This window comes from Flavobacteriaceae bacterium HL-DH10, from assembly GCA_031826515.1.
GTDB classification, from domain to species: domain Bacteria; phylum Bacteroidota; class Bacteroidia; order Flavobacteriales; family Flavobacteriaceae; genus Thalassobellus; species Thalassobellus suaedae.
Genome location: CP134536.1, coordinates 1,277,332 through 1,299,144, shown reverse-complemented (window position 1 = coordinate 1,299,144; position 21,813 = coordinate 1,277,332). Strand labels below are relative to the sequence as shown.

The window sequence follows — 21,813 nt, the reverse complement described above, 5'->3', positions numbered from 1 at the left end:
TTTTTAAGCCTTCACCTTTTTTATAGCAGAAAAAGCTTTATCTACAAATTCTTCCTCAACTAAGATTGTAAATTCGTTTGTTGTTGAAATGACTTCATAAAGCACAATGCCTTCCCAAGCCAATCGTTTAAAAAATTGATAGTATAAACCTGCTATTTTAGAATTGTCTTGTGGCAGATTAACGCTTATGGCAGAAAGTCCATCTTGTGTTGCCAGAAATGTTTCGTTTTTAAAACATTCACGAGTAAAGTCGTCTAAAATGCTAGAAATTATAATGTTACTTTCATGAATACCTCTTGTGAATGTGTAAAATAGTTTCGTCTCTTGATTTATTTTATTTAAAATTTTAGAGTGATTATCAATAATAGTATCGGAATTTTTAATCGTAAAATCAGTAAGGTTGGAACGAACCGTTATATCGCCTAAATTTTGAATAACCTTTTTCATTTTTATTGAATTTCCTAAAGTAACAGGTGGATTATAACGTCTTAAAGCCATCATAATTGCTCCTGGTTTTACCGGTTTTTTTAGCATTTTACTAATGGGTTCAGTTAATTCAATTGCCAAAGCACTAAAGTTTATAATGTTTCTAGATAGTGCTTCTTCTAAGTAAGGTTGTGTTATTAAAATGTCTTCAACACAATTTGATACCGTTTTCATGTGTTTATTTTTATTGTTTTGGTCACATGAAACATCCATTTAAGTATTCCTTTATATATCAGGATTTAGTTATGGATGGTTCATCTACTAATGATAGCATTTAGCCTTTTTGCAAAGTTAATTTCTGGTTTTAAAGTTTAAAACAAAATGCTTGTGTTAATTATTTAACAGTTTGTGCAAAAATAAACTTTTTTTTAAATAAATATCTTTATTATATAAACTAGTTATAGTTTAGCGCTCAAATTAATGAAAATGAAGGTATTGAAATTTGGGGGCACATCAGTTGGTTCCATTGAAAATATATGTAACGTTAAAAATATTATTAACGACGGTAAAAAAAAGGTAGTTGTACTATCAGCGATGTCTGGTACAACAAATCAACTAGTTGCCATTTCAAAAGATATAGAAGAGAAGCTTCCTAATGAAGCCATTGAAAAGATTAACAGTTTACATGAAGCTTACTTTAAGACTATTGATGGTCTTATATTGAATACTGATTTAAATAAAAACGTTAAAGATTATGTGTCTAGTGTTTTTAATTTTTTAGTAGAATGTACTTATAAGTCTTTTACAATTGTTTTAGAAAATAATATTGTTGCACAAGGTGAGTTACTTTCAACTTATATGTTTAATGCATATTTAAAACAAGAAGGTATTCGTTCAGCATTGTTACCAGCATTAAGTTTTATGCGTATTGATAGTGCAAAAGAACCTAACCTTGAATATATTAAAGAACATTTTGCAACTGTTTTAGGCCAAGCCGAATCTTCAGATATATATATTACTCAAGGATTTATTTGTTTAGATGCTAATGATGAAGTTTCTAATTTGCAACGTGGCGGAAGTGATTATACAGCAACAATAATAGGAGCCGTTATTAAAGCTGAAGAAGTGCAAATTTGGACCGATATTGATGGGATGCATAATAACGACCCAAGATATGTTGAAAACACAAAACCAATTTCTAATTTATCGTTTGATGAGGCTGCAGAATTAGCTTATTTTGGTGCTAAAATATTACATCCGCAAACAGTTACTCCTGTTAGAGAAGATTGTATTCCTGTGCGGTTAAAAAACACCATGGATCCAGAGGCTTATGGTACTTTAATTTCTAGTAAAACATCTGAAAACGGAATTAAAGCTATAGCTGCAAAAGATAATATTATTGCCATAAAAATTAAATCTGGCAGAATGTTACAAGCTCATGGTTTCTTAAAAAAAGTATTTGAAATTTTTGAAGTTTATGAGACGTCTATAGATATGATCACAACATCTGAAGTAGCAGTTTCATTAACAATTGATGATGATAAAAACTTAGATAAAATAGTGGCTGAGTTAGAGCGGTTTTCTTCAGTAGAAGTAGATAAAAATCAAAGTATTGTTTGTTTGGTTGGTCACTCAGTAGTTGCTCATGAAAACACCTATAAATTATTTCAAATATTACAGGATATAAAAATTAGAATGATTTCTTATGGAGGAAGTAATAATAATATTTCCTTATTAATAAACTCAAAAGATAAAATTAATACGCTGCAAAAACTAAACGATTATTTATTTGAATTAGTCACTCTATAAAATACAAATTTAGTATTGCTAGCAAGAGGGTTGTATTTTAAAATACAACCCTCTTTTATTTTTTTAAGAATTCATTAAATCTTCAATTTCTTCAATCTCAATAGGAATATTTTTCATTAGGTTAAGAGGTGCTCCAGAATTTTGAATAACAACATCGTCTTCTAAACGAATACCAAAACCTTCTTCAGGAATATAAATGCCAGGTTCAACAGTAAATACCATATTAGCCTGCATTGGGTCGGTTAAAATGCCGTAATCATGTGTGTCAAGACCCATATGATGAGAAGTTCCGTGCATGAAATATTTTTTATAAGCAGGCCAATCGGGGTTTTCATTTTGCACATCGGCTTTGTTAAGTAATCCTAAACTTAAAAGCTCAGAAGTCATTAGTTTTCCCACTTCAATATGATAATTAGCCCAATCAGTTCCAGGAACTAGCATTTTTGTAGCTTCTATTTTCACCCTATTAACAGCATTATAAACGTCTTTTTGTCGTTGTGTGTATCGACCAGAAACAGGAATTGTTCGTGTCATATCACTAGAATAGTTGGCATATTCAGCTGCAACATCTAGTAATAATAAGTCGCCAGATTTACATTGTTTATTGTTTTCAAGATAGTGTAATACATTGGCATTATTTCCCGAAGCGATAATTGGACTATAAGCAAATCCTTTTGAGCGATTGCGCAAAAATTCATGCATAAATTCTGCTTCTATTTCATATTCCCAAACATCAGGTTTTAAAAAGTTTAAAACACGACGAAATCCTTTTTCTGTAATATTACAAGCCTGTTGTATTAAGTCTATTTCAATTTGATTTTTAACAGAACGTAGATTTTGTAAAATAGTAGCGCTTTTGGCAACAGCATGTGCAGGATATTTGTCTTTTAACCATTTAGTGTAACGGTCTTCTCTAGTTTCAGTTTCAACAGATGATCTATAATGCTCATTTGTATTTATATAAATAGTATCGCATTGAGTCATCAATTCATACATGATTTTTTCCATGTCTTGCAACCAATAAACAGTTTTTATTCCACTGGTGGCATAAGCAGCATCCTTAGTTAGTTTTTCACCTTCCCATATAGCGAGATGCTCATTGGTTTCTTTTAAGAATAAGATTTCACGATGTTTTTCTTTTGGGCAATCAGGAAAAAGTACTAAAATACTTTCTTCTTGATCTACACCACTTAAATAAAAAATATCTCTGTGTTGCTGAAAAGGCATGGTGCTATCTGCACTAATAGGATAAATATCGTTAGAGTTGAAAACAGCCAAACTTAGAGGTTTCATTTTGGATACAAAGTTTTTTCTGTTTTGAATAAAGAGTAGATTATGTATTGGTGAGTATTTCATATAAGTTTTAAGATATTAAAAATAAGTAAACTAATAACAAAGCTAAATAAATTATATATTAATAATTGTTATATTTGATAATATTACAATCATTGAATAAAATTGTTTTCGATTATCATGAAAAGAGATATAACATATAAAATAATATTAGCTTTATGTTTTTTCTTTGTATGTGTTTCTAATTTAAGTGCTCAGAAATTACTTCGAAAAATATCTTTAAAGCAACAGATTGAGAATTCTAGCTTAGTTGTAGAAGGTGAAGTAATATCAAAAAAGTCATTTTGGAATGAAGATAATGGTAAGATATATACATCTAATATCATTAAAGTTTATAAGGTTTTTAAAGGAGAACTTTTCAATACTATTGAAGTCATTACTCGTGGAGGTACAATAGGAATGCAAAGTCAATTAATTGTACCTAATTTAAAGTTGAATAAGGGTGATTTGGGTATTTTTACTTTGCATAAAAACAATGTGATTTCAAGTAATAAGGTGTCTGATAAAAATAAATTTACAGTATATAGTTCTTTGCAAGGGTTTTATAAATATAATTTAAATAAGGGCACTGTAATGCATCCATTTAAGTCTGGAAAAAGTACTTCAAATTCATTATATGATGATATTAAGTTATATACAAAAACGGAGTATACTGAATTATCTAATTTATCTACCCAGAAAACTTTTTCTAAAACAAGTCAAACATTAGTTCCTAGTGCTATTAGTTTTTCTCCAACTACCATAACGGCTGGTACAAAGTCAATAATTACAATTACTATTCCAGATGGTTCTACAGGCGATTTTGGGATAGATAAAGGCAAAGTAAGTTTTAGTAATGGCGATGATGGAGGTGATACTTTTATTGATGCTTTAGACACTCAAGTTACTTGGTCTGCATCATCAATTACTGTCGAAGTGCCATCTGGAGCTGGGACTGGAAAGATTATGGTGGCTGATAATGCTTCAAATAGTATAATATCTACTGAAGATTTAACAATTCCTTATTCAGAAATTAATGGTGAGTTCGAAGTACCTAGTAATTCTGGAAATATTTATGCTTACCAAACAAGACACGTTAATAATGATGGAAGTGGAGGTTATATTTTTAATATGCAAACAAGTTTTAATGCAAATACAGCTGCAAAAACATCGTTTTTAACTGCGTTAGATACATGGCGTTGCGAAACAGGTGTAAATTTTACTATTGGTAATACCGTTTCTAATGATTCAAATGGTGTAAATATAATAAGGTTTGATGTAGGGTCAGAATTACCAGAAGGAACTTTAGGCGAGGCAAGTTATTCTTTTTCAGGCTGTGGATTTACCGCAGAAGATTTTGAAGTGTTTACAGCTGAAATCGATATCGTTTTTGATGATGGAGAAGATTGGTACTATGGGGTAGGAGGCCAAGGGGCTAAAATTGATTTTGAAAGCGTAGCTCTTCATGAATTAGGACATGCACATCAGTTAGCTCATGTAATAGATAATTCGCCTTTTGTTAATAACGGAAATGATGTGATGCATTACGCCATTGGATTAAGTGAACAGCAGCGAATATTATCCGTTAATAATATTACAGCAGCAAATGATGTACAAAGTAGAAGTGAATCGAGTTTCCCTTCTAATTTTTCATGTTTCGATACTAAATCTCCTATGGTAACATACTCATGTCCTTTAAATGTTGAAGATAAAGAATTAAATAAAGCCATTAGTATCTATCCTAATCCAAGTTCTGGGCAATTTTATATTAAGAATGAATCGTTTATTAATCTAGAAAAGGTGGTTATTTATGATGTTAGTGGACGATTAATATCTAATATTAATATTTCCAATTCATCTCGAATACAAACAATTACTTTAACAGGAATATCTAAAGGAATTTACATTGTAAACATACATTCAGATAATTCTATGATTACTAAGAAAATTGTTTTTGAATAATTAGCTGTATTAAAAACACTTTTTTTAAAACCATTCTAAATAGCAAAAACATGACGATTGTTAGTTGTCTATAAAAGCTCTCTGACCTACATTTGCATAATACAAAATAACTTAAAATATGAGCGGATTTATTAAATCTTCAATTGGAAGAAAAGTAGCTATGGCACTTTCAGCATTCTTCCTTATTTTCTTTTTAATTATTCATTTAGCGGTAAATATAACATCGCTTTTTAGTGAAAACCTTTTTAACGAATTATCCCATTTTATGGGAACCAATCCATTGGTGCAATTTGCTTTACAACCTGTTTTAATTTTTGGTGTTGTATTTCATTTTGTTTTAGGTTTTGTTTTAGAAATTAAAAATAAAAAAGCCCAAGGCGTTGCCTATGCTAGAAATAATGGGGCAGCAAATTCTTCTTGGATGAGTAGAAATATGATTTATAGTGGGCTTGCTATTTTAGCATTCATTTTATTACACTTTATTGATTTTTGGTTGCCTGAAGTTAACCATAAGTATATTGAGTTTCTACCAGAAGATCCAACAAGATATTTTGGAGAGTTACAACACAAATTTATTCCTATTTGGCGCGTAGCAGCATATGTAGTAGCTTTTGTGTTTTTAGGATTACACTTAGCTCATGGTTTTACATCTGCTTTCCAATCTATGGGAGTTACGGCAGGAAGAAAGAAAACATTACAAAATATTGGTAAAATGTATTCAATTATAATTCCATTAGGGTTTATAATTATTGCACTTTTTCATCACCTTAACCATTAATCTTAGTATAGTATGGCTTTAGATTCAAGAGTACCAAAAGGTCCAATTAAAGATAAATGGACAGATTATAAAAATCATATCAATTTAGTAAATCCAGCGAATAAAAGACATATTGATGTTATTGTTGTTGGAACAGGTTTAGCAGGAGGATCAGCCGCTGCAACCTTAGCAGAATTAGGATATAATGTAAAAGCATTTGCTTATCAAGATTCACCTCGTAGAGCACACTCAATTGCAGCTCAAGGAGGAATTAATGCAGCAAAGAACTATCAAGGAGATGGTGATTCAACATACAGATTATTTTATGATACCGTAAAAGGAGGCGATTATCGTTCTCGTGAGGCTAACGTATATCGTTTAGCTGAGGTGTCTGCAAATATTATAGATCAATGCGTTGCTCAAGGAGTGCCTTTTGCTCGTGATTATGGTGGGCTTTTAGATAACCGTTCATTTGGTGGCGTATTAGTCTCTAGAACATTTTATGCTAAAGGTCAAACAGGACAACAATTATTATTAGGTGCATATTCAGCAATGAATAGACAAATTGCTCGTGGTAAAATTGAAATGTTTAACCGCCATGAAATGCTAGATGTTGTAAAAGTTGATGGTAAAGCAAGAGGTATTATAGCTCGTAATTTAATTACAGGAGAGATAGAACGACATTCTGCTCATGCCGTTGTAATTGCAACAGGAGGATACGGAAATGTATATTTCTTATCAACTAATGCTATGGGTTCTAATGCTACTGCAGCTTGGAAAATTCATAAAAAAGGTGCGTATTTCGCTAATCCTTGTTATACACAAATTCACCCAACATGTATTCCACGTTCCGGGGATTATCAATCTAAATTAACGTTAATGTCCGAATCATTACGTAATGATGGACGTATTTGGGTTCCAAAGAATATAGAAGATGTAAAGGCTATTAGAGAAGGAAGTAAAAAACCAACCGACTTATCTGAAGACGAAAGAGATTATTACTTAGAGCGTCGTTATCCTGCATTTGGAAACTTAGTGCCTCGTGATGTGGCGTCTAGAGCAGCTAAAGAACGTTGCGATGCGGGTTACGGAGTAAATGCAACAGGAGAAGCGGTGTATTTAGATTTCGCAGCTGCTATTGAGCGTTATGGAAAAGAGCAAGCAAAAATTCATAACATAAAAAATGCATCAGCAGAAAAAATATACGAATTAGGTCAAGCCATAGTTGAAGCTAAATATGGTAACTTATTTCAAATGTATGAGAAAATTGTAGATCAAAATCCATATAAAACACCAATGATGATTTACCCTGCAGTTCATTATACTATGGGTGGTGTTTGGGTAGATTATAATTTAATGACAACCATTCCTGGATGTTATTGTATTGGAGAAGCTAATTTCTCAGATCACGGAGCAAACAGACTTGGAGCATCTGCATTAATGCAAGGTTTAGCAGATGGTTATTTTGTATTACCATATACTATTGGTGATTATTTAGCTGATGATATTAGAACAGGAAAGATTCCGACTGACACACCTGAATTTGACGAAGTTGAAAAAGAAGTAAAAGATAGAATTGATTTCTTTGTAAATAATAAAGGAACAAAATCTGTTGATTATTTCCACAAACGTCTAGGGAAAGTAATGTGGGATAAAGTAGGAATGGCTCGTAATGCTCAAGGGTTAACTGAAGCAATGGCTGAAATTAAAGCCATTCGTGAAGAATTCTGGAAAGAAGTTAAAGTGCCTGGTAGTGCTAACGAAATGAATACTGAACTTGAGAAAGCAGGTCGTGTTGCCGATTTCTTAGAGTTAGGAGAATTATTTGCAAAAGATGCCTTAGTAAGAGAAGAATCTTGTGGCGGACATTTTAGAGAAGAATCTGCAGAAGAATCTGGACCACAAAAAGGAGAAGCAAAACGTAATGATAAAGATTTTGCTTTTGTATCTGCTTGGGAATATAAAGGTGAACCTGCTGATGCGGTTTTACATAAAGAAGAATTAGAATTTAAAGATATTGAATTAAAACAACGTTCATATAAATAATAAAGACACTATGAATTTAACACTTAAAATTTGGAGACAAAAAGACGCTTCTGCTAAGGGGCAAATGGTCGATTATAAAGTCACTGATATTTCAGAGCATATGTCTTTTTTAGAAATGATGGATGTTCTAAACGAACAACTTGTAAACTCTGGTGAAGAGCCTGTAGCTTTCGATCATGATTGTCGTGAAGGTATTTGCGGGATGTGTTCTATGTATATTAATGGAGAAGCACATGGTCCTGATAGAGGTATAACCACTTGTCAGTTACACATGCGTATGTTTAAAGATGGTGATACGATTACCATCGAACCATTTAGAGCAGCAGCTTTTCCAGTAATAAAAGATTTAGTTGTAGATAGAATGGCTTTCGAGCGTATTCAACAAGCAGGAGGTTATATTTCTGTAAATACATCAGGAAATACTCAAGATGCTAACTCTATTCCTATTTCTAAACATGCAGCCGATGAAGCTATGGATGCTGCAACATGTATAGGGTGTGGAGCTTGTGTTGCTACCTGTAAAAACTCTTCTGCTATGTTATTTGTTGGTGCTAAAGTATCTCAATATGCATTATTGCCTCAAGGACAAATTGAAGCAGCAGATCGTGTTAAAAATATGGTAGCTCAAATGGATTTAGAAGGTTTCGGAAACTGTACTAATACAGGTGCTTGCGAAGTGGAATGTCCTAAAGGAATTTCATTAGATAATATCGCAAGAATGAATAGAGAATTAATGAAAGCGAATTTGTAAAAAGCGCAATTAATTTTTATAAAATTGAAATCCCATACATTTTGTGTGGGATTTTTTGTTTAGATTTAATATCTAAATTAATTAAATGCATACTAAAGTAATTTGCCTCTTTCTTTTTTTATTAGTTTCATTTTTCAATAGTAACGGACAAACAGCGGCTGTAGAAAAAACAGTTTTATTTAATGAAATAGCACTTTTACAGAACTTGAAAATCTTATCTTCTGATTTATATGAAGGTAGACGAACAGGAACACAAGGAGCGATAAGAGCTAAGAAATTTATTATTAATGAATATTCTAAGTTAGATGTTTTGCCAATAAACAAAACTTACGAACAATTATTTTCATTTGTAAACGACAAAAAACAGTATAATGGAATAAATGTTTTAGGGCTTATTAAAGGAACGACTTTGGTTAACGAATATATTGTTATTAGTGCACACTACGATCATGAAGGTATTAAGAAAGGAGACATATACAATGGAGCAGATGATAATGCTTCTGGTATAAGCGCTTTGTTTGCTTTTGCTGAATTTTTTAAAATGTACCCACCTAAGCATTCGGTAATTTTAGCAGCTTTTGATGGCGAAGAATTAGATTTACAAGGCTCGAAATATTTTGTAGAACATCCCATTGTTCCAATAATGGACATAAAAGTAAATATTAATTTAGATATGATAAGTCGTAGTGATAAAAACGAATTATTTGCCGTTGGAACTATACGTCATAATTTTCTAAAAGAAGCAGTTTTAGAATTTCAGAATTCTAAAACGTTGAAGTTGTTGATTGGGCATGATGAAGGTCGTTGGAACGACAATTGGACTTTCTCTTCAGATCATGCAAGTTTTTACAGAAAAAATATTCCGTTTCTATATTTTGGTGTTGATGATCATGAAGATTATCACAAACCAACAGATGATTATGAAAATATTCATCCTGAGTTTTATATAGAAGCTGTTAGAAGTATCATAACAATTTTTGAAAAAGTAGATAATTCTAGGTTTTAAAAATAAGCTTTTAACTGAACAGAACCTGTATGAATGGTTTTACTGGTTTCAGTTTTCCTGCCGTAATATGTTAAATTAAGATCAAGGAAATTGGTTAGTTTTTTCTGTGCCAACAAACTCCAAGTGAAGTTTTTTCCAGGTTGTAAACCTTCAAGCATTTGGTAGGAAACTGGTGTGTTTGAATTACCTGTAAACGTGTTAGATAAAAAGTTAAATTCACCATTTATGGCGCCTTTTTCTTTATTTGCGAACGAAAAGGCAGCACCATACTTTTGTTGCTTTAAAGATTCTAAATTGCCAATAGTATTATCTTTTGAAGCATGCTGATAAAAGATGTCAAAACGAGAGTTATCGTTAAATAAATAAGATAGTTTTGGATTGAAGCGAGTTTCCTCAAAATTATAATTTTTGCTTACAAAATTTTCGCTAATACTTTCGTTAGAGTCAAACGCTGCAAGTAAATTTACTAACCAATTTTCGGCTAGTTTATGATTAAAATTTAATTGCTGACTTTTTAAACTATTTTCAATAAAACCAATAGATAGGATATTCCTTGAGGTATTAGATAAATACGTGTAAGACGTTGTATAATCTTGTTTTCCACGATTAAAAAATAACACGTTTCTAAAATTTAATTGCAAGCCTAATTGATTTTCTAAATTGGTTTCAAAAGGATTTAAATTAAAACTATTGTTGTTTCGTTTTAATTTTCTATCTATTAGATATGTGGTTTGATTATGAAAATGTGACCAAAATTTTCGTGATTCAATGTCGCTAACAGACCATTGAGACGGATTTATAGTAAGTGTTTGGCTCAATCTGTTTTGATGTGTTTTTATAAATATACGATTTGGCAACAACACTCGAATATATTTACCTTGGTCTTGAAATTGAGCGATTTCAAATTCTTCTAATTCTTGAATACCATTTTCGTTATAGTCTATCCATGTGTAAGTGCCTTGTCCAGGTTCAACTTCAATATATGTGAAATCTTGCTGTGGAAGTGTGCCAGAGTTGGTCTCAAAAATAGTATTCCATTGTATAATTTGTTTAAATAGTTTTTGATTGTATTGCAATCTGGAATTTATAGAACGCTCGTCATCAATCGTTTCATCTTCATTGGTAAGTGTTCTGTAATTAAAGTACAGCGATAAATTAGTATTCTTATTTTGAACCAATTTAGAGTTTAAATAAAAAGTATTCGAGGTATTTACTTTTTGTAATTCGTTATTTCTGATACTGTCGTTAACTCTGTTTTTATAGCCAACTTCAGCAAAAACGTTGGTACTGTCTCCAACACCAAAGAAGAGTTCGTACGATTTAAATTTCTGACTTAAAGCTGTTAATTCTTGAGTTGAAATATTTTTTTGCTTATTGTTTTCAATAGCTAATTTTGAACCTATCCAATTTTTTTTCATGCTATAAGTAATCGTATTATACGACCTTAAAAACGTTGAAGTATTTATATTAGAATTTGCATTTAAAAAGCTAGAATAAGAGACAAGACTTAGTTTGTTTAAAAGTAAATTAGTATTTGCAACATGCTTGTTTCCTGTAAATCCATCAGAATAATTTAAATGTTCAAAGTGGTAATTAATACGACCTTTTTTAGGGTTAAAAATTCGAATTCCCGAATTTAATAAGGTTTGATTTCCTAAATTATTTCCTATTCCGTTTATATTCGAGGGATCTAAATTCCAGTCTCTATTAAATTCTGGATTGTACAAGCCTTCAATATTTCTATAATTTGCACTAATATAATCGCTATCAAAAAAGGCATTAATACTCCAAAGACTGTCGCTTTTAATAAGGCGTTGTTCAAAATTTAATTTTCCAGCAAACCCATCATTGTTATTATCATTCAAATTTGAAAATAAATTTAAATCATTTTTGCTAGCCGAAGCTTCAAAATTAACCTGTGTTTTTTCTGTTGGTTTATAACTACCATTCACAACCGCAATTTGAAGCTTTGTAGGTGCTACAAGTTGAATGATAGGAGCATAATTTCCTTGTAAAACGCCAACATATTCATAAATATTATTAATGGCATTAATGTTACTTATAATATAACTACCTTGATTTTCACCTACTGGTGTGAAAGTAACTCGGTACAATTCATCATCTGGATTGTTAGAAAAAACAAAGGTTTCAACACCATTATTAAGTTCTTTTTTATATAAGATTCTATTTTCGTTTAAAGCCTCTTGAATTTCTGAAGGCGCTACCATTTGTGTTTTATCATCACCTGCATTTGCTAAGATTTCTACTTGGTTTTCCGATAGATTTTGTTGTAATGGTTGATTTTTTGCATCATTTTCAGAATATACAGAAACACCAAATTTTAATTTTTCACTTTCAATACGTCCACCACCATAAGCCACTAATCTAGAATAATTACGTTCACTAAATTGATAATCGACTGTTATACGCATTTCAGAGGTAATGGGGTATGTCGAGTTAAAAATAATTTCTCCAGCATTATAGTCAATAATATAATCTTGGTCTTCACCTCGTTTTACAGGAATGCCATTTACATAAACGGTCTCACTACCAGAAACAATTAGCACGAACAATTCTCCGTTTTGTCCTTGTAATTTGTAAGGTCCTTGATTCCCTTCTTGTGCTGTAAATTGGCTGGTAGTAAATTGACCTCTTACTATAGCACCAGCAGCAAATAGGTTTGTTTTTTTATTGTCATCACCTAAGTTTAAATTTACCGAAAGACCTTGTACTCGCTTAGAAAATGCGGCAAAATACGAGTCGTTGTTTTGTAAATCGATATCGCCAGCACGAATATTCCAGTTATCGCTAAATAGCTCAATAAAAACTTGATCAAATTCATCTAATCGTTGCGAGTAACCGCTTTCTTGTAATGGAATATTAGCATCTTGAATTGATGCTCGAAGTGATACTTTATCATTTAGTTTTCCTGTAATTTGAAGATCTAATTCACTATTTAAAACCGAGTTTTGATTATTCCCTATAGTTACACCACGAGAAATACTTCCAGAAGTTGTTAAACCATCAAAAGGAATTGTGTTCGTCGTATTATTAGGTTGTGATAATTTATATAATCTTTCAAGATTGCTTGTGTTTTCTACAATAATAGTTTCATCTAATTGTTTATAGGTTTTAGTTAAAAAATCTGGAAATCTCAGATAATTTATAATGATAGAATCGGTTTCTACAGGCTTTTTAAAAGTTAACAGTGCTTTTCCAAAATCAATATTATAGAAGGTTGAATCAATATTAGTTTTATCCTTTCTTTTAATTGAGAATGAACTAGAATTTATACTTACAGTATCTATATAAATAGAGTCTTTTACAGCAACATTTATAGTTCTATAATTTGAAGATTGATTTTGCGAAAATCCACAAAACCCAATTAAAACCATTAAAATGGATGTATAAAACTTCATTAGATATTTAAACTGTAAATCGTTGAAAATATTTTGTTAATAGCTTCGTTAAAACTCCTATTGTATTTAATAGTGTAAAAGTAGCGTATTATTTATTTTAGCTAAAAATAACGCTTTTAAATAAAGGGTTATCACAACTAAGATTGAGTTTTTAATTTGAATAAGTAAAATATGAAAATTATATCCTATAACGTAAACGGTATTCGAGCGGCAATTAATAAAGGCTTTATAAAATGGTTAAAAGCGGCTAATCCAGATGTTATTTGTTTGCAAGAAATTAAAGCATTAAAAGAGCAGTTAGATTTAGATGTTTTTATTGAAGCAGGTTATAATTACAGTTATTGGTTTAGTGCAGAAAAAAAAGGATATAGTGGGGTTGCTATTTTAAGTAAAATAAAACCTAATCATGTTGAGTATGGCACAGGAATTGAGTCAATGGACTTCGAAGGAAGAAATATTCGTGCAGATTTTGATGGCGTTTCGGTAATGAGTTTGTATTTACCATCTGGAACTAATGATGCACGCTTAGACCATAAGTTAGAATACATGGACATGTTTCAAGAGTATATCAATACATTGAAAATAGGCTTTCCTAATTTGGTTATTTGTGGTGATTATAATATTTGTCATGAAGAAATAGACATTCATAACCCCAAAATGAAAGGTGTATCTGGGTTTTTGCCAGAAGAGCGGGAGTGGATTGGACGTTTTATTGGTAGTGGGTTTGTAGACTCATTCAGGTATTTAAATCAGGAAGAACAGCAATACAGTTGGTGGAGTTATCGAGCTAATTCTAGAGCAAATAATAAAGGTTGGCGATTAGATTATGCTATGGTTTCAAAACGATTACAAGAAAACATAAAAAGAGCCGTTATACTTTCGGAAGCTGTACATAGCGATCATTGTCCGATTTTAGTAGAAATAGAAAATTAAATAACCCAAATAGAATTTTAATAAAATGATAAAAAAAATTTCATTAGCCGTATTAGTGTTAACCTTTTTTGCTTCTTGTGTTTCACCAAAAATATACAAAGATTTAGAAGGGAAATATAATAATTTAAAGAAAGAAAATAGAAAACTTTCTGATGATAACGAATCGCTTTTAAGCGATAAAAATGCTGCCGAAAATGAACTAAAGCAACTGAAATCCGCCTATGATGAGGCTTTAGCAGAACGCGATAAATTACAAACCGATTATAATGCGACAAAATCTAATTTAGATAATCTAAAAGCGTCTTATGATGCTTTAGAAAAGAATAGCTCTAAGGCTATTGCTGCTAATTCTCAAAAAAACAGAGAATTATTAGCACAGTTAGAAGCTAAAGAACAAGCTTTAGCTAATGAAAATGCTCGTTTAGAAAAACTTAAAAGAGAATTAGAAGAACGTTCTATCCGAGTAGCCGAATTAGAAAATGTAATAGCTTCTAAAGATGCTGCTATGACAGCCTTAAAAAATGCTATTTCAAGAGCGTTAACCGATTTTGAAGGTAAAGGTTTAACTGTAGAACAGCGTGATGGTAAGGTGTATGTGTCTATGGAAAATAAATTGTTATTTAGTTCAGGAAGTTGGGCTGTTGGAACTGAAGGTAGAAGAGCAGTTCAGCAATTAGGCAGTGTATTGGGAGATAATCCAGACATCGCTGTTTTAATCGAAGGACATACCGATAATGTACCTTACCAAGGTAGCGGACAATTAAAAGGTAATTGGGATTTATCAACCAAACGTGCGACATCAATAGTTAATATCCTAAGAGAAAATGTGGCTATTAATGCTGGAAATTTAACCGCAGCAGGACGTGGTGAATTTGCTCCAATAGCTACAAATGATACTCCAGAGGGAAGAGCAAAAAATAGACGTATCGAGGTCGTTTTAACACCTAAATTAGATGAATTGTCCAAATTGTTAAACGATAATTAAACTTTTTGTCATTTCCGTAAAAGCGGGAATCTATAAATTGATTTGATTATAATTTTATAACCTTTCAAGTTTTATTTAACTTGAAAGGTTTTTTATCTTTAGGCTTTTTGTAAATATTAATAAATTTGAGTTTTAATTAAAAAGATTTCTGCCATACTAAGGAGAATGATAAAAAGTAATTATGAAATATACAACACTACCAAATACCAATATTAAAGTTAGTAAAATATGTTTAGGCTCTATGACTTGGGGAAACCAAAACACAGAAGCTGAAGGTCACGAACAATTAGATTATGCTTTTGAGCAAGGTGTCAATTTTATTGATACCGCCGAAGTGTATCCGGTTCCTGCAACTGCCGAAACACAAGGTAGAACAAGTGAAATTATTGGCACTTGGTTACAAAAAACCAGCAATAGAAGCAAGGTTGTTATTGCTTCAAAAATTGCCGGACCTGGCGATTATACAGCTCATATTCGTACAACAGGTTTTAGTAAAAATGCCATAAATGATGCTGTAAATAATGAGTTAAAACGTTTGCAAACAGATTATATAGATGTATTTCAATTACATTGGCCAGAGCGACAAACCAATACGTTTGGAGTACGAGATTATAAGCATAATCCTGATGATGTTTGGAAAGATAATTTTAATGAAGTATTACATGCTTTAAACGAACAAATTAAAGCAGGTAAAATTCGCCATATAGGTATGTCTAATGAAAAAGCCTGGGGTGCGATGCGCTATATGGAAGAATCTAAAATAAATGATTTACCCCGAATGATAACCATACAAAATGCTTATTCACTTATTAATAGAGTTTTTGAAGGCGATATGGCTGAAGTGTCTCTACGTGAAAATATTGGTTTATTAGCCTATTCACCAATGGCTTTTGGAGTGCTTTCAGGCAAGTATATTAAAGGTGTTGCGGGGGATAATTCCCGACTTAAATTATTTCCAAGATTTGCACGTTATAGTAGCGATCAATGTACAGAAGCTGCAAAACGCTATTTAAAAATAGCAGAGGATAATAATATAACCTTGGCACAAATGAGTTTAGCATTTGTTACACAACAACCTTTTGTAACTAGTAATATAATTGGTGCTACTAGTTTAGAACAGCTTAAAGAGAATATAGGTTCTATAGATATGACTTTAAGTGATGAGTTGTTAGAACAAATTAATGAAGTGCACGCTGAGTTGCCAAATCCAGCTTGTTAATGTTTTAGAGCAATTATAATTAAAATATAAGTCATATAAAACAACTAATAAATTAGCAATCAATATGAAATGGAAAGGTAAAAGGCAGAGCTCCAATATTGAAGATCGTAGAGGTAAACGTAGTTCTGGTCAAGGAATAGGCGGATTTAATCCATCATTATTAAGGCCATTGCTTAAGATTCTTTTTTCAAAAGTTGGACTGTTTATTGTTGGTGCATTTTTGGTTGTTTCTTTAATAATGGGCAAAAATCCATTAACTCTAATAAGTCAGTTTTTAAGTGGTGGGGGAGTACAAACTGAATCTTCTTCGCCATATACAGCAAGTGCAAAAGACCAAGAATTAGCTGAATTTAGTGCGACCATCCTAGCAAATACAGAAGATGTGTGGAATAAACTTTTAGATGATTACAGAGAGCCAACCTTAGTGCTTTTTACAGGTTCTGTGTCTTCTGCTTGTGGTTCAGCTTCAAGTGCTACAGGACCTTTTTATTGTCCAGGCGATGAGAAATTATATCTAGATTTAAGTTTTTTTGATGATATGGAAAGAAGGTTAAATGCACCTGGAGACTTTGCTCAGGCTTATGTGATTGCGCACGAAGTTGGGCATCATATTCAAAAAATTACAGGAATTTCTGAAAAAGTGCAACGATTAAGAGGTCAGGTTAGTGAGGTTGAATACAATAAACATTCAGTTAAATTGGAGCTTCAGGCCGATTTTTTAGCTGGTGTTTGGGCGCATCATTCACAAACGATGACGCGTATGATGGAAACTGGCGATCTTGAAGAAGCCTTAAATGCGGCTAATGCCATTGGAGATGATAGATTACAAAAACAGTCAACGGGTAGAGTGGTGCCAGATTCGTTTACCCATGGCACTTCTGCACAGCGCATGCGTTGGTTTAAAAAGGGATTTGAAACGGGCGACTTATCTCAAGGAGATACCTTCAATGCTCCGTCGTTGTAAAAGATATGTCATGCTGAACTCGTTTAAGCATCTCAAAAATTTGAATTAATGCCGTTTCGATGGAACTTACATTTTTAAGTTGCCATCATGGATAGAATAGTTTCAGAAAAATTTGGATGTAAAATATAATTTCCTAACCTCTTTTATCGGTGATTTTAAAGCAGATATAAAACTAAAACTTATATAAAAACAAAAACCCGCAAACTATATAAAGTAGCGGGTTTTTTAATTATTTAATTCGATTACCATCTTTATCAAAAAAATGATATTCTAAGTACGTGTAAGCGTCTCTTGGTAATATTTTAACCCATTTTTTGTGTTCTAAAAACCATTTAGAACGTATAGATGGAAAGCCTTTTGTTAAGAAGGCTGCTATAAAAGGATGTGTGTTTAAAGTCAGCTTTTTATAGTCTTTTTTTAATAGTTGTTCAAGGTCGTGTGTTATTTTTTGCACAATTCCTATTGGTGCTTCAACCTCAGTGCCATTAATAATCACATCCGGATTTTCCTCACGTGTTTTAATGTTCATTTCTGGGCGAACGCGTTGTCTAGTTATTTGTATCAATCCAAATTTACTTGGAGGCAATATTTTGTGTTTAGCTCTATCATCTTTCATTTCATCACGAAGGTGATTAAAAAGCTTTTGCCTGTTTTCAGCATTGGTCATATCTATAAAGTCTACTACAATAATGCCGCCCATATCACGTAAACGTAATTGACGAGCCATTTCGGTAGCAGCTATTAAATTAACTTCTAATGCTGTATCCTCTTGACTGTTGGCTTTGTTAGATCTATTACCGCTGTTTACATCTATAACATGTAGTGCTTCAGTGTGTTCTATTACTAGATACGCACCTTTTGCCATAGAAACGGTTTTACCAAAGGAGGTTTTTATTTGTCTTTCAATCCCAAATTTTTCAAAAACAGGGATATTAGACTGATACAATTTTACTATTGATTCTTTGTTTGGTGCAATTTCTTGCACGTAATCTTTAATTTGGATGTAAAGCTCTTCATCATCAACAGTAATTCCTGTAAAGGTGTCGTTAAATATATCTCGCAAAATAGACGAGGCTTTATTCATTTCTCCTAATACTTTACTCGGATGATGTGCTTTGTGTAGCTTTTTACACATTGCCGTCCAACGACTAAGCAAATTTTGTAAATCTTTATCTAGCTCTGCTACTTTTTTGCCTTGTGCTACAGTACGAACTATAATACCAAAACCTTGCGGTGTGATACTTTTTACCAATCGTTTTAATCGGTCTTTCTCTTCTTTGTCTTCTATTTTTTGAGAAATAGAAATACGACTAGAAAAAGGAACTAAAACAATATATCTACCAGCAATAGAAAGCTCTGAGCTTATTCTAGGGCCCTTTGTAGAAATTGGTTCTTTTACTATTTGTACTAATAGCGATTGATTTGATTTTAAGACATCAGAAATTTTTCCGTCTTTATCAATATCTTTTTCAAATGGGAAATTTTTTAAAGAAAAATCTTTTAGTTTACCTGCGCTTACACTTTTTGTGAATTTTAAAAGTGAAGGAAGTTTTGGTCCTAAATCATGATAATGCAAAAAAGCATCTTTCTCATAACCTACATTTACAAATGCAGCATTTAAACCAGGAACAGCTTTTCTTATTTTGGCTATAAACACATCACCAACCGAAAAGTTATTAACCCCTTCATCTTTCTGTAATTCAATAAGTTTTCCATCTTTTAATAAGGCAAAATCAACTTCTTCGGAACTAGATCTAATGATCAATTCTTTATCCATTTAGTTAATTTTTATCCATACTTTCTAGTTCACAGTGTCAGTTTACGGTTTACAGTAATTTTTACTGCTAACTGTAACTGTTTACTGTTCACTGAACTGTACAGATGGATTATACATTATTCATCTATTAATTAATTTTAATTAATAGACTTCACAGGATTTATTAAATCCGTGGAGTTCAAAAAGCACTTATATAAGTGTGAAATTTTTTAAGAACTCATTTCAAAGAACGTTTTTTTTAAAACCAAAAAAAGTAGTTAATCTAACTACTCTTTTGTGGTTTATTTTTTCTTTTTGTGACGGTTAGCGCGTCTGCGTTTCTTACGCTTGTGCGTTGCTACCTTATGTCTCTTGCGTTTTTTACCACTTGGCATACATTGAGTTTTTTAAATTAATAATTTATTTTAATGCTTTATTTAACGTCTACATTTGTTTTAACACCTTCAACAAAAACTTTTGCAGGCTTAAATGCAGGAATATTATGAGCTGGTATTTTTATTGTAGTATTTTTAGAAATGTTTCTACCAGTTTTTTCAGCTCTAGTTTTAATAATAAAGCTTCCAAAACCTCTTAAGTAAACATTATCACCACTTTCTAAAGAAGTTTTTACTTCTTCCATAAATGTTTCAACAGTTGCTTGAACATCTCCTTTTTCAATTCCTAATTTATCAGAAATCTTCGCTACTAAATCCGCCTTCGTCATTTTTAATATTTTATTTTTAGGTTACTATATATAATTTTAAAGGGATGCAAATATAGGAATTAAATATTCAATATTTCAAACCTAATTCATTAAAATTTAAGATTATAAACGTTTATTTTTGTTTCCCTTATTTATTCAATTAATGATATTTTCAAAAACACTAACACATTGGTATTCAATTAACAAGAGGAATTTGCCGTGGAGGCAAACCAATAACCCGTATTATATTTGGTTATCAGAAATTATTTTACAGCAAACACAAGTGAAACAAGGCTTACCATATTATGAAGCTTTTATTGCTAAATACCCTACTGTTTTTGACCTTGCCAATGCGAATGAAAGTGATGTTTTAAAACTTTGGCAAGGGCTTGGATATTACTCGCGAGCTAGAAATCTACATGCTACTTCTAAGCATGTAGCTAACGAGTTAAAAGGAGAGTTTCCAAACAATTATAAAAACTTATTAAAGTTAAAAGGTATAGGCGATTATACTGCAAGTGCTATTGCTTCTATTTGTTTTAACGAAGTAGCAGCTGTCGTAGATGGTAATGTTTATAGAGTATTATCTCGTTATTTTGGAATTGATACACCTATTAATTCATCAAAAGGTTCTAAAGAATTTAAACAATTGGCTCAAGAGTTAATAGATGTAAATAATCCAGCAGACTTTAATCAAGCTATTATGGAATTTGGGGCTATCCAGTGTAAGCCTAAAAATCCTGATTGTAATATTTGTCCGTTTCAAGATAGTTGTATCGCCTTTAATAAAAATACGATTAGTGATTTACCAGTTAAAATTAAATCTGCGAAAGCGAAAAAGAAACATTTCAATTTTTTGGTTTTTATTTCTGTAGACCAAAAAACCATTTTGCAAAAAAGGCAAGGAAAAGGGATTTGGCAAAATTTATATCAGTTTCCGTTAATTGAAACTGAAAATGAAATGGATGTTAAAACATTAAAGCCTTTAATTTCTGAACATGATTTACTAAAAGATATTTCTTTTGAATTAGTACAATATAATAAGGACACTATTATTCATAAATTATCACACCAACACTTGTACACTAAATTTTGGATTGTTAATGTAGGTATACTTAAAGAAGCGGGTATTTTAATTGATGAAATTCATGATTATCCAGTGCCAATACTGATTGGAAATTTTATCGAAAGATTTAATTTTTAAAATAGAATAGATACGTAGTCACATTTTTTTATTAATTTTAAACAAATGGAAAGCAATTCTTTACTTTTGCTCTATTATAAAAACAAATATTATGTCTGGAACATTAAATAAAGTGATGCTAATTGGGCATTTGGGAGATGAAGTGAAAATGCATTATTTTGAAGGTGGAGGTTGCGTTGGTCGTTTTCCTTTGGCAACAAATGAAACATACGTAAGCAAGCAAACTAATGAACGTGTTACAAATACTGAGTGGCATAATATTGTTGTTAGAAATAAAGGTGCCGAAATTTGTGAAAAATATTTAAGCAAAGGCGATAAGGTTTATATTGAAGGACGCTTAAAAACTAGAAAGTGGCAAGACGATAAAGGAGCCGATAGATATTCTACCGAAATTCAATGTACAGATTTTACATTTTTATCTACTAAGAAAGAAAGTGAAAATAGTGCATCAAATGCACCAGTTGCTCAAAAACCTGCTGCTAGCCAACAAGCAACTAGCGAACCAGCAGTAGAAGATAATGATGATCTGCCATTTTAATGA

General features: G+C 31.7%; 17 protein-coding genes. 12 read left to right on the top strand and 5 right to left on the bottom strand.

Translation table 11 applies throughout. The features are described from left to right. Positions 1–3 precede the first annotated feature (3 nt). Positions 4–660 (bottom strand): hypothetical protein, encoded by a 657-nt coding sequence (locus tag RHP49_05725; protein WNH13754.1) that lies wholly within the window; start codon positions 658–660, stop codon positions 4–6. Positions 661–912: 252 nt separating this feature from the next. On the opposite strand from RHP49_05725, the gene RHP49_05720 reads away from it, so the two are divergent. Beyond that, complete coding sequence (locus RHP49_05720; GenBank protein WNH13753.1) at positions 913–2,235, top strand: aspartate kinase; 1,323 nt, start codon at positions 913–915, stop codon at positions 2,233–2,235. Between the two features lie 63 nt (positions 2,236–2,298). Here the strand turns inward: RHP49_05720 and RHP49_05715 are convergent, their stop codons facing one another. Then, the gene (locus RHP49_05715; GenBank protein ID WNH13752.1) at positions 2,299–3,591 is read right to left on the bottom strand and encodes an aminopeptidase P family protein; all 1,293 of its coding nucleotides are present in this window, start codon (positions 3,589–3,591) and stop codon (positions 2,299–2,301) included. A 117-nt stretch (positions 3,592–3,708) separates the two neighbouring features. Here RHP49_05715 and RHP49_05710 point away from each other — a divergent pair, with 117 nt between their 5' ends. The 5 genes from RHP49_05710 (at position 3,709) to RHP49_05690 (ending at position 10,089) form a co-directional block, all read left to right on the top strand. Next, the gene (locus tag RHP49_05710) at positions 3,709–5,529 is read left to right on the top strand and encodes a T9SS type A sorting domain-containing protein (protein ID WNH13751.1); all 1,821 of its coding nucleotides are present in this window, start codon (positions 3,709–3,711) and stop codon (positions 5,527–5,529) included. Between the two features lie 118 nt (positions 5,530–5,647). Continuing rightward, positions 5,648–6,307, top strand: a complete 660-nt coding sequence (locus tag RHP49_05705) for a succinate dehydrogenase cytochrome b subunit (protein WNH13750.1) — start codon at positions 5,648–5,650, stop codon at positions 6,305–6,307. Between the two features lie 12 nt (positions 6,308–6,319). Further along, positions 6,320–8,332 carry a fumarate reductase/succinate dehydrogenase flavoprotein subunit gene (locus RHP49_05700; GenBank protein WNH13749.1) on the top strand — a complete coding sequence of 671 codons (2,013 nt, stop codon included), beginning with the start codon at positions 6,320–6,322 and terminating at the stop codon, positions 8,330–8,332. A gap of 10 nt (positions 8,333–8,342) precedes the next feature. Next, a complete protein-coding gene (locus tag RHP49_05695) occupies positions 8,343–9,083 on the top strand; it encodes a succinate dehydrogenase/fumarate reductase iron-sulfur subunit (GenBank protein ID WNH13748.1) in 741 nt (246 codons plus the stop codon). A gap of 85 nt (positions 9,084–9,168) precedes the next feature. After that, the gene (locus tag RHP49_05690; protein WNH13747.1) at positions 9,169–10,089 is read left to right on the top strand and encodes a M28 family peptidase; all 921 of its coding nucleotides are present in this window, start codon (positions 9,169–9,171) and stop codon (positions 10,087–10,089) included. Here the strand turns inward: RHP49_05690 and RHP49_05685 are convergent. After that, positions 10,086–13,508, bottom strand: a complete 3,423-nt coding sequence (locus RHP49_05685) for a hypothetical protein (GenBank protein WNH13746.1) — start codon at positions 13,506–13,508, stop codon at positions 10,086–10,088. The genes RHP49_05690 and RHP49_05685 overlap by 4 nt on opposite strands. A gap of 171 nt (positions 13,509–13,679) precedes the next feature. On the opposite strand from RHP49_05685, the gene RHP49_05680 reads away from it, so the two are divergent. The 4 genes from RHP49_05680 (at position 13,680) to RHP49_05665 (ending at position 17,609) form a co-directional block, all read left to right on the top strand. After that, positions 13,680–14,441 (top strand): exodeoxyribonuclease III, encoded by a 762-nt coding sequence (locus RHP49_05680; GenBank protein ID WNH13745.1) that lies wholly within the window; start codon positions 13,680–13,682, stop codon positions 14,439–14,441. A 25-nt stretch (positions 14,442–14,466) separates the two neighbouring features. Continuing rightward, the gene (locus tag RHP49_05675; protein WNH13744.1) at positions 14,467–15,426 is read left to right on the top strand and encodes an OmpA family protein; all 960 of its coding nucleotides are present in this window, start codon (positions 14,467–14,469) and stop codon (positions 15,424–15,426) included. A gap of 181 nt (positions 15,427–15,607) precedes the next feature. Then, positions 15,608–16,645, top strand: coding sequence for an aldo/keto reductase (locus RHP49_05670; protein ID WNH13743.1), 1,038 nt, complete (start codon positions 15,608–15,610; stop codon positions 16,643–16,645). A 64-nt stretch (positions 16,646–16,709) separates the two neighbouring features. Next, positions 16,710–17,609, top strand: coding sequence for a neutral zinc metallopeptidase (locus RHP49_05665; GenBank protein WNH13742.1), 900 nt, complete (start codon positions 16,710–16,712; stop codon positions 17,607–17,609). A 229-nt stretch (positions 17,610–17,838) separates the two neighbouring features. Here RHP49_05665 and RHP49_05660 read toward each other — a convergent pair whose 3' ends face one another. Continuing rightward, positions 17,839–19,386 (bottom strand): ribonuclease E/G, encoded by a 1,548-nt coding sequence (locus RHP49_05660; GenBank protein ID WNH13741.1) that lies wholly within the window; start codon positions 19,384–19,386, stop codon positions 17,839–17,841. Between the two features lie 412 nt (positions 19,387–19,798). Next, positions 19,799–20,089: an HU family DNA-binding protein gene (locus RHP49_05655; protein ID WNH13740.1), complete on the bottom strand. Its 291-nt coding sequence runs from the start codon at positions 20,087–20,089 to the stop codon at positions 19,799–19,801. A 142-nt stretch (positions 20,090–20,231) separates the two neighbouring features. On the opposite strand from RHP49_05655, the gene mutY reads away from it, so the two are divergent. Continuing rightward, positions 20,232–21,272 carry an A/G-specific adenine glycosylase gene (gene mutY / locus RHP49_05650; protein ID WNH13739.1) on the top strand — a complete coding sequence of 347 codons (1,041 nt, stop codon included), beginning with the start codon at positions 20,232–20,234 and terminating at the stop codon, positions 21,270–21,272. A gap of 91 nt (positions 21,273–21,363) precedes the next feature. Further along, positions 21,364–21,810 carry a single-stranded DNA-binding protein gene (gene ssb, locus RHP49_05645; GenBank protein ID WNH13738.1) on the top strand — a complete coding sequence of 149 codons (447 nt, stop codon included), beginning with the start codon at positions 21,364–21,366 and terminating at the stop codon, positions 21,808–21,810. Positions 21,811–21,813 lie beyond the last annotated feature (3 nt).